Origin of the sequence: Microcosmobacter mediterraneus (assembly GCF_031846265.1) — a bacterium.
GTDB lineage: Bacteria > Bacteroidota > Bacteroidia > Flavobacteriales > Flavobacteriaceae > Microcosmobacter > Microcosmobacter mediterraneus.
This window is the reverse complement of the sequence record NZ_JAVRIA010000003.1, coordinates 311,481-324,454: the sequence shown is the minus strand read 5'-3', so window position 1 is coordinate 324,454 and position 12,974 is coordinate 311,481. Positions and strand designations below refer to the sequence as shown.

The 12,974-nt window shown below is 33.5% G+C and carries 11 protein-coding genes; 2 read left to right on the top strand and 9 right to left on the bottom strand.

The features are described 5' to 3' along the window. Window positions 1-5: 5 nt before the first annotated feature. The 8 genes from fabD to RM697_RS07840 form a co-directional block, all read right to left on the bottom strand. Window positions 6-899, bottom strand: a complete 894-nt coding sequence (gene fabD, locus RM697_RS07875) for an ACP S-malonyltransferase (RefSeq protein ID WP_311427320.1) — start codon at window positions 897-899, stop codon at window positions 6-8. Window positions 900-935: 36 nt separating this feature from the next. Beyond that, window positions 936-1,853 (bottom strand): dihydrofolate reductase, encoded by a 918-nt coding sequence (locus tag RM697_RS07870; protein WP_311427319.1) that lies wholly within the window; start codon window positions 1,851-1,853, stop codon window positions 936-938. Between the two features lie 134 nt (window positions 1,854-1,987). Next, entirely contained in the window at window positions 1,988-2,470 is a 483-nt protein-coding gene (locus RM697_RS07865) for an energy transducer TonB (protein WP_311427318.1), read from the bottom strand. Between the two features lie 7 nt (window positions 2,471-2,477). Next, window positions 2,478-3,302 (bottom strand): thymidylate synthase, encoded by an 825-nt coding sequence (locus RM697_RS07860; protein WP_311427397.1) that lies wholly within the window; start codon window positions 3,300-3,302, stop codon window positions 2,478-2,480. Window positions 3,303-3,435: 133 nt separating this feature from the next. After that, entirely contained in the window at window positions 3,436-5,193 is a 1,758-nt protein-coding gene (locus RM697_RS07855) for a nucleoside transporter C-terminal domain-containing protein (protein WP_311427317.1), read from the bottom strand. A gap of 96 nt (window positions 5,194-5,289) precedes the next feature. Next, complete coding sequence (locus tag RM697_RS07850) at window positions 5,290-5,898, bottom strand: bifunctional nuclease family protein (RefSeq protein ID WP_311427316.1); 609 nt, start codon at window positions 5,896-5,898, stop codon at window positions 5,290-5,292. Window positions 5,899-6,008: 110 nt separating this feature from the next. Further along, window positions 6,009-6,971, bottom strand: coding sequence for an electron transfer flavoprotein subunit alpha/FixB family protein (locus RM697_RS07845; RefSeq protein WP_311427315.1), 963 nt, complete (start codon window positions 6,969-6,971; stop codon window positions 6,009-6,011). A gap of 13 nt (window positions 6,972-6,984) precedes the next feature. Then, window positions 6,985-7,731 carry an electron transfer flavoprotein subunit beta/FixA family protein gene (locus tag RM697_RS07840; protein WP_311427314.1) on the bottom strand — a complete coding sequence of 249 codons (747 nt, stop codon included), beginning with the start codon at window positions 7,729-7,731 and terminating at the stop codon, window positions 6,985-6,987. A gap of 206 nt (window positions 7,732-7,937) precedes the next feature. Here RM697_RS07840 and RM697_RS07835 point away from each other — a divergent pair, with 206 nt between their 5' ends. Both RM697_RS07835 and RM697_RS07830 read left to right on the top strand, forming a co-directional pair. Beyond that, window positions 7,938-8,915: a pyruvate dehydrogenase complex E1 component subunit beta gene (locus RM697_RS07835; protein WP_311427313.1), complete on the top strand. Its 978-nt coding sequence runs from the start codon at window positions 7,938-7,940 to the stop codon at window positions 8,913-8,915. Window positions 8,916-8,981: 66 nt separating this feature from the next. Then, complete coding sequence (locus tag RM697_RS07830) at window positions 8,982-11,492, top strand: DUF5686 and carboxypeptidase-like regulatory domain-containing protein (protein WP_311427312.1); 2,511 nt, start codon at window positions 8,982-8,984, stop codon at window positions 11,490-11,492. Here RM697_RS07830 and RM697_RS07825 read toward each other — a convergent pair. After that, window positions 11,489-12,865, bottom strand: coding sequence for a hydroxymethylglutaryl-CoA synthase family protein (locus RM697_RS07825; protein WP_311427311.1), 1,377 nt, complete (start codon window positions 12,863-12,865; stop codon window positions 11,489-11,491). The genes RM697_RS07830 and RM697_RS07825 overlap by 4 nt on opposite strands. Window positions 12,866-12,974: the final 109 nt, after the last annotated feature.

The window sequence follows — 12,974 nt, the reverse complement described above, 5'->3', positions numbered from 1 at the left end:
TGAATTTAGGCTTCAGAATTAATTACAGCTGAAGACGTTTCAGCTTCTCTATTTATTTTTCTTACAAGTCCTTGTAACACTTTACCAGGACCAACTTCAGTAAAGTGAGAGGCACCATCAGTAATCATCTGCTCAACAGACTGAGTCCAACGAACAGGTGCTGTTAATTGTGCAATAAGGTTGGCTTTTATCTCGTTTGGATTAATAACTGCAGAAGCTGTTACATTTTGATATACAGGACAGCTTGGAGAGCTAAATGTAGTGGCTTCAATAGCAGCAGCTAATTCTTCTTTAGCAGGCTCCATTAGTGGAGAGTGAAACGCACCTCCAACAGGTAATACTAAAGCTCTACGTGCACCTTTTTCTTTTAGAGCTTCACAGGCTAGATTGATAGCATCTACTTCACCAGAAATTACTAATTGACCAGGACAATTATAGTTTGCAGCAACTACAATACCATTAGTTATACCACAAATTTTTTCTACTATATCATCATCAAGCCCTAAAACAGCTGCCATAGTACTAGGTTGAAGCTCGCAAGCTTTTTGCATAGCTTGTGCACGTTTAGATACTAATCTAAGACCATCTTCAAAAGTTAAAGTATTATTAGCTACAAGTGCAGATAATTCTCCTAAAGAATGACCAGCTACCATATCTGGTTGAAATGAATCACCTAAGACTTTAGATAAAATTACAGAATGTAAAAAAATGGCAGGTTGGGTTACTTTAGTTTGTTTAAGATCTTCAGGAGTACCTTCAAACATCACATCAGTGATATGAAATCCAAGAATATCATTAGCGTTTTCAAATAACTCTTGAGCTTGTGGATTAGATTCATATAAGTCCAAACCCATTCCAGTAAATTGTGCACCTTGTCCAGGAAATATATAAGCTTTCATGTGTGTTCTAAATTAGTGCTGCAAAAATAAGAATATTTATGCTCTTACATAACTAACAAATGAAAACTCGTAGTCGTGTTTATCATCAATGGCATTGAATATTCTGCTTGTTTCTTTCCATTGGCTTTTATCTATTTCAGGAAAAAAAGTGTCAGCACCTTCAAAACTGTGATGTACTCTTGTAAGTTCTAATGTATTAGCTAGAGGCATAGCTTGTTTATAGATTTCACCTCCACCAATAATAAACGGTTGATTATCAGATTTAACAGCATCAATAGCGTCAGTTAACGAGTTTACTACAATAACACCTTCAGGTACTTTATAATCTATTTGACGAGTAATGACTACATGAGTTCTATTAGGTAAAGGCTTAGGAAAACTTTCAAAAGTTTTACGACCCATAATAATATGATGACCAGAGGTAAGACGCTTAAAGCGTTTTAAATCTTCACTTAAGTGCCAAATAAGGTCGTTGTCTTTACCGATTGCATTATTCTCTCCAGCAGCAACAATAATAGTTAAGTTTTGCTGACTAGTTTTAGCTTTAATTTTTTCTTGATAAACCTCAGTTTCTGCAATATGCTTATCTTCTTTTTGTAATTGGGTTTTTAATTCGTCTATTCGGTTTCTTTGCTTAGCTACGAGTTTTTCAATTTGTTGATTCTCCCATTCTTTATTCATGAATTTATTGGTGATAAATACATTGATAAAGTGGTATATAAATAAAAACAACCAGATGAGTATAGCATAGACAAACCATTCTATGCCAAAAAGCTTAGTGTCTTTTCCTATACCTAAAATAGTTTGTGCTAGTATTAAAAATACTGCTCCAATTAAAAAAATAACAAAGTGAATATATAAACGCTTTTTTTGACGTATACGTTTTTGAGCATTTTCAATGAGCTCTAATTGCTCTTTATCTATTTGAGGTGTCTCTTTTTTCTTTCCGAACATAACTTAACATCTATATATAAAGATAACGGTTTTTAATAAAATGAATTGTTTTAAAGATATTATGTTAATGGATTTATTTAAGAATATATAAGAAGGAAATAAACTAGGGAAATATTAAGGTTTAAAGATACTTTTTATTGCTTTTCATATATATGTTTTTGCTTCTTTTTAGGCTTGGGAACTACTACTCTAATTGGTAAAGAATATGGAACAATTACAGGTTTTCCATCAACAAGTCCAGGTCTATCAAATTTAGGTATAAGTTTTACAACTCTTATAGCTTCCTTTTCCAATTTTTTGTGAGGTGCCCTTGCTCTTATATCAATTGGAATACCTTCAGTATTTATTTTAAAAATAACTAACACTCTAACTTCACCAGGTTTTAAACCTAAGTTTGCTGCTAAGGATTGATTAAAATATTTTCCAATGAGCCTAGACATTTTATTGCTCATACATTTTTTAAGTTCAGCATTACTTTTAGTTGAGTCACAACCTTTGTAAACTGGTACTTGTTCAACATGTTGGAGCGAGTTAATTTTTGGTAACGATTTAGTTGTTTGACCACTAATATTCAATATTATTAACAGAATAAATACTAATGTAAGATTTGTTTTCATAGAATACTTAAACAGCTACAACTCCTTTAATATGAGGATGTGGATTATAGTCTACTAAGGTGAAGTCTTCAAATGTAAAATCAAAAATATCTTTTACATCTGGATTCAAAATCATTTTAGGTAGTGGTCTTGGATTTCTAGAAAGTTGCAATTCTAATTGTTCCATATGGTTGCTGTAAATATGTGCATCGCCAAAGGTATGTACAAAATCACCAGGTTGATAACCACATACTTGAGCCATCATCATAGTAAAAAGCGCATAAGAAGCTATATTAAATGGTACTCCCAAAAAGATGTCTGCACTACGTTGATAGAGTTGACAAGATAATTTCCCATCGGCAACATAAAACTGAAAAAACGCATGGCAAGGCGGTAAAGCGGCCTTACCATTTGCGACATTTTCAGAAAATGATTTAGAGGTATCTGGTAAAACAGATGGATTCCATGCGGAAACCAACATTCTTCTACTATTTGGATTATTCTTTAGAGTCTGAATAACTTCTTTTATTTGGTCGATCTCTTCACTTGCCCAATTACGCCATTGATGACCATAAACTGGACCAAGATCTCCGTTCTCATCTGCCCATTCGTTCCAAATACGCACTCCATTTTCAGTCAAATATTTTGTATTAGTATCACCTTTTAAAAACCAAAGTAATTCATAAATTATTGATTTAAGGTGTAGTTTTTTGGTAGTTACCATAGGGAAACCTTCACTTAAATCAAATCGCATTTGGTAACCAAAAACACTTTTTGTTCCTGTGCCTGTTCGATCGCCTTTTTCATTACCTTCTGCTAAAACGTGTTTTACTAAGTCGTGGTATTGCTTCATATATTCAACTTCAATTTTCTGGAAATAAAAATATAAAAAAGCCATAAACAGAAATGTTTATAGCCTTTAATGATATTAAAAGTTATTAACCAATAAGGCATGAGTGAGATAAAATATCTGTGGCGATTCGACACTAGCCAATAATCATACCTGCTATTGTAGCAGAAATTAAAGAAGCAATTGTTCCTCCAATTAAAGCTTTCATTCCAAAATTAGAGAGTTGCTTTCGTTGTCCTGGAGCTAAAGAACCGATTCCTCCAATTTGTATCCCAATAGAGGCAAAGTTGGCAAAACCACACAACATATAAGTTGCCATGATAACTGATTTCTGATACTTTAGATGAACTGGGTTAGTTATATCTTTCAAGTCAGCTAGTTGTATATATCCTATAAACTCACTAGCTGCCAATTTAATACCTAATAATTGGCCCATTAATGCCATATCTTCTTTAGCAATCCCTATTAACCACATTAAAGGTGCAAATGTATAGCCAAGAATAAATTCTAAAGATAAGCTGTCATAGGTTGTATTTGCAGTAATAACCTCATTTAATGATGTGAAGTGCCAATTAATATTTAATTTTTCAATAACTATACCATCAAATCCTGCAACTCCACCAAGAATGCCATTGATCATAGCTATAAAAGCGACAAAGACTAGCAACATAGCACCAACATTAACAGCGAGTTTTAAGCCTTCGGTTGTACCATTAGCTATAGATTCTAAAATATTAGAACCTATTTTTTCTTTAGAAACTGACACATCTGTATTGACTTCTTCTGTTTGAGGGAAGAGAATTTTAGAAATTACAATAGCACCAGGTGCAGCCATAACTGATGCAGCTAATAAATGTTTTGCATAGAATAATTGTAAATCTGGATCATTACCACCTAAAAACCCAATGTAAGCAGCTAATACTGCACCAGCTACTGTTGCCATTCCACCAATCATTACTAGCAAAATCTCAGACTTGTTCATTTTTTCTAAATAAGCCTTAATCAGAAGAGGTGCTTCAGTTTGGCCTAAGAAAATATTACCTGCAACACTTAAACTTTCAGCACCAGATATTCCTAAGACTTTACTTAATAACCAGCCCATTCCTTTCACTATTTTTTGAATAATTCCTAAGTAAAATAGTACAGAAGTAAGAGCGGAAAAGAAAATAATTGTTGGTAGAACTTGAAACGCAAAAATATATCCGAAAGAATCAATATTTAGCATATTACCAAATAAGAATTGGCTTCCTGCTTGAGTGAATTTTAGTAATTCTATAAATCCTTTACCAACATATTCAAAAGCAGTCTTTACAAAATCTACTTTTAAAACACCAACTGCAATTATGAGTTGAAAGGTGAGTCCAATCCCAACAGTTTTCCAATTAATAGCTTTTCTATTGCTGCTAAACAAAAAGGCAATGAAAAGGAGTGTTATCATACCTAAAATTCCTCTCCATAAACTATGCATGGAAAAACCAGCACTTGGAATAATAGTATTTTCTGAAGTCTCAGAGCTTGACACTAATAATGTAGATCTATCATTTTGATTTCTAAACTTATAGGTCACATTCTTTTCTTTAAAAACCAAAGTAGAATCTGTTAATTCAGAAATTTTATAGCGACGTATTGTATCGTTGGGTTGCTCGTAATAGAATACTAAAAGGTTGTTTTGATGTATATAGTCACCTCGAGCTTTTAGATTATTTTTTGATGAAAGATTGTATTCAAATTCTCCATTATTTAAGGAGAGAAAATCGTCTCCAGAAATAGAAAATAATGAGGTTTCTTGGTTATCTTCAATAGCATCAAACTGCCATGTTTTATTTAAATTTTGAGCTGAGCTTATTGCAACTGAAAAAAACACTAAAGCAAAAGCAGTAAAAAAATGTTTCATGGCGTAAGTCTTAATCGTAAGTATGAAGCTAATACTTCAGGATTCGCAAAGTATAAAAACTAAACTATATAGACAACACATTAAAAGTAGTATGAATTAGCGTTTAGAGATTTCGTCTCTAATACGTGCAGCAGTTTCGTAGTCTTCATTGGCAACAGCTTCATCTAAAAGATTATTGAGTTCTTTTAAGCTTTTGTCTTTGTAATTGTCTTGAATATTAGATTCAATTTCTTCGGCTACTAAATCATCGACAAGAATACTATCATCTTGCTCGTCGTCTGATTTAGGATTTACTTTAAGGTAAATTCCTGCTTTATCTAAGATGTTTTTATACGTAAATATCGGAGCATCAAAACGTAAAGCTAAAGCAATGGCATCACTAGTTCTGGCATCAATGATTTCTTCAATTTTATCACGCTCACAAATTAAGCTTGAATAGAAAACACCATCTACTAACTTATGAATAATAACTTGCTTAACGACAATGTCAAAACGATCGGCAAAATTCTTAAATAAATCGTGTGTTAAAGGTCGAGGAGGTCTAATTTCTTTCTCTAAAGCTATAGCTATAGATTGCGCCTCAAATGCACCTATGACGATAGGAAGTTTACGTTCGCCATCTACCTCATTAAGAATAAGAGCATAAGCACCATTCTGTGTTTGGCTATAAGATATTCCTTTTATATTTAGTTTAACTAGGCTCATTTTTAGAAATGCAAAGAACTGTTTAAATTAGGAATTAACCAAACTGTCCAAGACAGATTTAGAGAATTATGCGAATCTAAACAGTCCTCCACTATTACAAGGTACTAAATTTATGCGTTTTGAGCCTTAAATTGCTTCAACTTTTCGATAAGTTGAGGTACAACTTCAAAAGCATCGCCAACAACACCATAGTCAGCAGCTTTGAAGAAAGGAGCTTCAGGATCTGTATTAATGACTACTTTAACTTTTGAGGCATTAATACCTGCTAAATGCTGTATAGCACCAGAGATTCCTATAGCAATATAAAGATTAGAGGCCACAGGCTTACCAGTTTGTCCTACATGTTCACTATGTGGTCTCCAACCTAAGTCACTCACTGGTTTAGAGCAAGCCGTTGCTGCGCCAAGTACATCTGCTAACTCTTCTACCATTCCCCAATGTTCTGGACCTTTAAGTCCACGTCCAGCTGAGACAACAATGTCTGCATCTGCAATACTAACCTTATCTGTAGCTTTGTCTAGAGATTCAACAGTGACTCCAGATTCTGGAAGGTTAGGAGCAAAGGCTTCTTCAGTTGCGTTTCCTGAAGATTCAACTAGACCAAAGGCATTACTAGAAACACCAACAATTTTGTTTGTTGTGTTTATTGTAGAATAATTAAAGGCTTTGTTTGTAAATGCAGTACGTTTAACTGTAAATGGTGCTGTACTCGAAGGTGCATCTACTACATTAGATGCATAACCAGCATTTAAGTTTACCGCAAGTAATGGAGCCAAGTAGCGACTATCTGCTGTTGAACTTACAACTACTACTTCTGAGCCTTCTTGTTGTGCTGCTTGAGAAATAATAGATGCAAAACTATTAGCATTAAAGTTATTTAGAGTAGTATCTTTAACATGCAAAACTTTATCTACACCATAGTTCCTTAAAACTGATGTATCGCTTGCATTGATACTTACTGCTGTTACAGTTGTTCCTAATTGATTAGCAACTGCTTTGGCATAAGAAGCTACTTCTAAAGCAGCTTTTTTAAATTGTCCATTATCGGATTCTGTATATACTAAAACTGACATATTCTTTTTGTTTTTAAATCACTTTAGCTTCGTTATGAAGTAAGCTTACTAATTCATCAATATTCCCTGGATCAACCAATTTAACGTCACCTTTAGGTGCTGGTTTTTCAAATTTCGCTGAAGATGTTTCGTTAGTAGCATCAACTGGCTCTATAACCGTTAATGGTTTTTTACGCGCCATCATAATACCTCTCATATTTGGTATTCTTAAATCACTTTCTTCTACTAACCCTTTTTGTCCACCAATTACTAGAGGTAAAGATGTGTTTACGGTTTCTTTTCCACCATCAATCTCACGGATAGCTTTTGCAGAAGTTCCATCAACCTCAAGACTAATACAATTTGTTACATAGTTAGCTTCAGTTAAACCTGCTAACATACCAGGAACCATTCCACCATTATAATCGATAGATTCTCTACCAGCAATAACTAAATCGTAACCACCATTATCTACCACACTAGCAAGTTGTTTAGCTACAGCAAATCCATCAGTTGCTTCTGTGTTTACACGTATAGCAGTATCTGCTCCAATAGCCAGTGCTTTTCTAAGTGTTGGCTCAGTTTCTGGTCCACCAACATTAACAACATCAACAGATGCACCTTGCTTTTCTTTAAACCACATGGCTCTTGTTAGACCAAACTCATCATTAGGATTGATTACAAATTGCACGCCGTTAGTGTCAAATTTTGTATCACCTTCTGTAAAATTGATTTTAGAGGTCGTATCAGGAACATGGCTAATACATACTAAAATTTTCATGTTTTATTTGTTTTTATTGTGAATTAGTATTGTTTGTATCCCTTAAAAGGGCTGCAAAAATAAGCAATACTAATGTAGTATTTAAGCGGCTACGAAGATACTTAAATTATTTCAAAAATACTATGCACGCATAATAAAATTTTTAATTCAATGCTCTTTAATAAAAGATGCAATTATCCTATTTTTGTTCTTCTTAAAAAATAGATATGAAAACAATTCAGTTTAGAGAAGCCGTTTGTGAGGCCATGAGTGAAGAAATGCGAAGAGATGAAAGCATTTATTTAATGGGTGAGGAAGTTGCGGAATATAATGGAGCTTACAAAGCTTCCAAAGGTATGCTTGATGAGTTTGGCGAAAAACGTGTCATTGATACACCAATTGCCGAATTAGGTTTTGCAGGAATTGGTGTTGGATCTACAATGACTGGCTGTAGACCAATTGTAGAGTTTATGACCTTTAACTTCTCTTTAGTAGGAATTGATCAGATTATAAATAATGCAGCAAAGATTAGACAAATGTCTGGTGGACAGTTTAAATGCCCAATTGTGTTTAGAGGACCAACAGCTTCAGCCGGACAATTGGCTGCCACACACTCACAAGCCTTTGAGAGCTGGTATGCCAACACACCAGGATTAAAGGTGATTGTACCATCAAATCCTTATGATGCTAAAGGCCTATTAAAATCTGCAATACGAGATGATGATCCTGTAATTTTTATGGAAAGTGAGCAAATGTATGGTGACAAAGGAGAAGTTCCAGAAGGCGAGTATACTATTCCTATTGGTGTTGCAGATATTAAGCGCGAAGGCACTGATGTAACTATAGTTTCTTTTGGTAAGATCATTAAGGAGGCATACAAAGCTGCTGATGAATTGGAAAAAGAAGGTATTTCTTGTGAGATTATTGATTTACGAACTGTAAGACCTATGGATCATGACGCTATTTTAACGTCTGTTAAAAAAACAAATAGGTTAGTAGTACTTGAAGAGGCTTGGCCATTTGGTAATGTAGCCACAGAAATTACTTACCAGGTACAATCTAAAGCTTTTGATTATTTAGATGCACCAATCGAAAAAATAAATACTGCAGATACTCCTGCGCCTTATTCGCCTGTATTACTGGCTGAATGGTTACCAAATCATAACGACGTGATCAAAGCTGTTAAAAAAGTAATGTACAAGTAAATAATTTGCATTATTTTGCGTTTTAAACATCATTTGCATGGTTGTTGATGATGTTTTATTTTTTTTATGAAAAACTTACTACTTGCCCTTTTCTTTTTTAGTGGATTAACAGTCACATTGTCTCAAACTAAAGTTAGTGGTCACGTTTACGACGAAACTGGTGAACCTGTAGCTTTTGCAAATGTTTTATTTAAAGGGACTACTGAGGGTACTATTACCAATGAAAATGGAAAGTTCTATCTAGAGTCTGAGAATACATGGACCGAGTTAGAGATTTCTTTTTTGGGTTATGAAAGTATTGTTATTAATCTAATCAAGAAGGTTAACTACGATCTTAAATTTACGCTTAAGGAAGAAGCTGAGGCGCTTGATGCTGTCGTTATAGCTGCTGGTAAGCAATCAAAAAAGGCGTCTGAGAATCCTGCCATAGCTATTCTTAAAAAAATCTGGGAACGTAAGCGTAAAAATGGCCTCAAACAGTTTAACCAATATCAATATGATAAATACGAAAAGGTTGAGTTTGATTTAAACACTATAGATAGTGCTTTAATAAAAAGTAGACTTTTTAGAGGTATGGAGTTTGTTTTTAATGAAGTAGACACCTCTAGAGTTACAGGTAAAACTTATTTACCAATATTTCTTAATGAAGCCGTAAGTACTGTATATGGTGATAATACACTTAATAAAGAAAAAACAGATCTTAGAGGAAATAAGAATTCTGGGTTTAGTGATAACCAAGTTATTATAGATTTTGTTGGCGACTTATATTCAGATTTTAACGTTTATGATAACTACCTTAAGTTCTTTGATAAAAGTTTTGTAAGTCCTCTAGGAAAAGGAGGTGTACAAAGTTATAATTATGTACTTTCAGATAGTGCTTATGTAGACGATAAGTGGTGTTATAATATTATTTACTATCCAAGACGGAAAAACGAATTGACTTTTAAAGGTGATTTTTGGGTCAATGATTCAACCTATGCTATTAAAGAAATTAATCTTCAAGCTTCTAAAAGCGCTAACATTAATTGGGTAAAAGAAATTTATATCGAACAAGAATTTGAAGTACTAAATGATTCACTCTTCTTGATTAAGCGGGATTATATGTTATCTGATTTCGCTTTAAATAAAAAGGAAAAGTCCAGAGGAGTCTATGGAAAGCGTACCACCTTATATGATAATTATGTTTTTGATAAGCCTAAGGATAAGGAGTTTTACGATCAAGAAGTTTATAGTTTTGATGAAGATATTTATGACAGAGATGATAGTTTTTGGGAACAAAATAGATTTGAAGCTTTAAATAAAGATGAAAAGGGAGTCTATAAAATGTTAGATACCTTAAAAACGGTCAAAAAATTTAAACGACTCTACAATATAGGAAGTATACTCGCTTCAGGTTATATAGAATTTCCAAGTATAAATTTTGACTATGGACCAATTTTTTCAACGGTTGGGTTTAATGATGTTGAGGGCTTTAGATTAAGAGCTGGAGGACGAACCTATTTTAGTAGAAATGATTTATGGAGATTAGAAGGCTTTTTAGCTTACGGTTTTAGAGATGATAAGTTTAAATATGGAATTTCTGGAAAGTGGCTTATTGATAAAAAGAGTAGGTTTATTATCTCTGGTGGAAACCGTCGCGATGTAGAACAAATAGGTGCTAGTTTAACAACATCTACAGATGTTTTGGGCCGAAGTTTAGCATCATCAGCAGTTGTTGGAACAGGTGCCAATGATAAACTCACAACAATAAATCTCACAGTTTTGTCTTTAGAGTTAGAGCCAGCTAGAAATTTTATAGTACGTTGGAGTAATAACTACCGAACTTTAGAATCTGCCTCACCGACATTTAGTTTAGATTATAATGATCCTGAAGCAACAAGTGGTGTCGCTTCAGAAATTAAACAGTTTGAAACCTCATTATCATTATCGTATTTTCCAAAACGAAAAATGACAGGTTATGGCGTAGAACGTAAAACAGCAAATGACGATTTTGCCAGATTGTATGCTCAAATAAGTAGAGGAGATAGAAATTGGTTTAAGAGTGATTTCGATTATACAAAACTGCAATTTTCGTATTTACAACCTTGGCAAGTAGGTGGCTTTGGTCGTCTGTATACTACGCTAGAAGTTGGAAAAACTTTTGGAGATGTACCATTAGGCTTATTAAGCGTAGTTCCAGGAAATCAGACGTTCTTTTCCATATATAATACGTTTCCTCAACTAGATTTTTATGAGTTTGTTACTGATACCTATTCTTCAATGCATATAGAACATAATTTCAATGGACGAATTTTTTCTAGGATTCCATTTTTAAAGAAGTACAACCTTAGAGCTATATTAGGATTACGTGGTGTTTGGGGCGAACTATCTCAAGATAACATTAATTTGAGTACTACAGGGAACCCAGTAGAATTTCCATTAATAGCACCAAGTGATAAAATCTATTACGAGTACAGTTTAGGTATAGGTAATATTTTTAAAGTGCTTAGAATTGACTTCAATTTTAGGGGTAATTATTTAGATAGTCCTGGAGCTCGTAAATTTGGTATAACCGGAAGTTTTGGGTTTAGTTTTTAATTATAATACCTAAAGCCCTCCTTGTTTTCTTCAGTTGAAATTCCTGCAAGTACAATGTTTTTTGTTTTATTTACAGATTTAGAAATAGAGCTATTGTGTAGTTTTTCATAGGTTTCAAAATCAATAACTTTTCGGTTTTCTAACTCGGTGAACACATCTAAATGTTGAATTTTTGCTTTCCAGTCTTTAGTAACTATGCCTTCAAAAACTTTAGACTTTGAACCACTACCATAGCTTAAAAAACCAATAGTATCTCCTGTTATTTCTTTCTTTTTTTCATAAGATAAACGTAAAAGACTAATCAAAGACATAAAAATAGATGCTGTATACATATTGCCAATCTCACTAGAGGCGAATTCACCATCTGCTATTTTTTCACTAACAAAAGATGTATATAATGACGATTTAGAAGCTGCCTTTGTCCAATCTTTTATATTCATCGAGTCTATGGTTCCAATTTCTTTTTCAAGTTGAGGTAATAGCTCCTTTTCCGTGATCCATTTTAACCAAATATTAAACATCATTCTTCGACCTTGAAATGCATACGGAAGATGAAAAACTATGTGTTTCCATTCATTTAAAAAATCGATTTCTTTTTGTGAACTAAAATGATCTAATGCTTCACTTATTCTGTTTTGATAACATTCGTTGGAATAATAACCATCAAATACAGGTTCTTCAAAAAACAATTCTAGCTTTTCTTTTGTGGAATTTGTAATCTCTTTAATACTCAGTCCATTTAGGTCGTTATTAGAAATCACACGTCTAGGCTTAAAGAAATCACCAACATGTTCCATGCTAATACCAAATGTATTATTAATAGATAATATACTTGGATTTGCACAAATTAATATTGCTACTGCACCAGCACCTTGGGTATATTCACCTGAGGATCCTAATTCGTATTTAGCAATATCAGATGCTATAACAATGGCTTTACGTGTTGGATTAGCTCTCACCCAATCCAAGCAATTTTCCATAGCATCAACAGCTCCTACACATGCAAACGTAAGGTCAACAACATCACAGTTCTTAAAGCAACGTTCTCCATATTGTTTGGAGAGTTTTTGCTCAACAGCGCCAATAGCATAAGTAGCTGTTGGTTTTGATCCATCTACAGCACTTTCAGTGCCTAAATAAACACGACCAATGGTATGTGGATCAATGACATTTTTTGTAATTAGATTATTTAGTGCATTTGCTGCCATAGAGGCTGCATCTTCATTAACATCAATTAATGCCATGGACTTTAAGCCTAATCCTTTTTCTAATTTAGCAGGTATAATATTACGTGCAATGGCCAATTTTTCGATAGGTAATACCAATTGTGGCACATAGTAATCAATAGCATCAATTCCAAATGTAGTCTCCATAACCTCAAAAATTTAGTAGTAAATTTAGAGACTATTTTTTGTTTTGAGACATGTGAATACTATAAAAATTAACGAAAACGATTGCGAATACTAAGCTATTGTCTTTACA

Excerpts from the sequence above, each read along its gene's own strand:
- fabD (WP_311427320.1), bottom strand. The coding sequence starts at position 899 with ATGAAAGCTTATATATTTCCTGGACAAGGTGCACAATTTACTGGAATG.
- RM697_RS07870 (WP_311427319.1), bottom strand. The coding sequence starts at position 1,853 with ATGTTCGGAAAGAAAAAAGAGACACCTCAAATAGATAAAGAGCAATTA.
- RM697_RS07865 (WP_311427318.1), bottom strand. The coding sequence starts at position 2,470 with ATGAAAACAAATCTTACATTAGTATTTATTCTGTTAATAATATTGAAT.
- RM697_RS07860 (WP_311427397.1), bottom strand. The coding sequence starts at position 3,302 with ATGAAGCAATACCACGACTTAGTAAAACACGTTTTAGCAGAAGGTAAT.
- RM697_RS07855 (WP_311427317.1), bottom strand. The coding sequence starts at position 5,193 with ATGAAACATTTTTTTACTGCTTTTGCTTTAGTGTTTTTTTCAGTTGCA.
- RM697_RS07850 (WP_311427316.1), bottom strand. The coding sequence starts at position 5,898 with ATGAGCCTAGTTAAACTAAATATAAAAGGAATATCTTATAGCCAAACA.
- RM697_RS07845 (WP_311427315.1), bottom strand. The coding sequence starts at position 6,971 with ATGTCAGTTTTAGTATATACAGAATCCGATAATGGACAATTTAAAAAA.
- RM697_RS07840 (WP_311427314.1), bottom strand. The coding sequence starts at position 7,731 with ATGAAAATTTTAGTATGTATTAGCCATGTTCCTGATACGACCTCTAAA.
- RM697_RS07835 (WP_311427313.1), top strand. The coding sequence starts at position 7,938 with ATGAAAACAATTCAGTTTAGAGAAGCCGTTTGTGAGGCCATGAGTGAA.
- RM697_RS07830 (WP_311427312.1), top strand. The coding sequence starts at position 8,982 with ATGAAAAACTTACTACTTGCCCTTTTCTTTTTTAGTGGATTAACAGTC.
- RM697_RS07825 (WP_311427311.1), bottom strand. The coding sequence starts at position 12,865 with ATGGAGACTACATTTGGAATTGATGCTATTGATTACTATGTGCCACAA.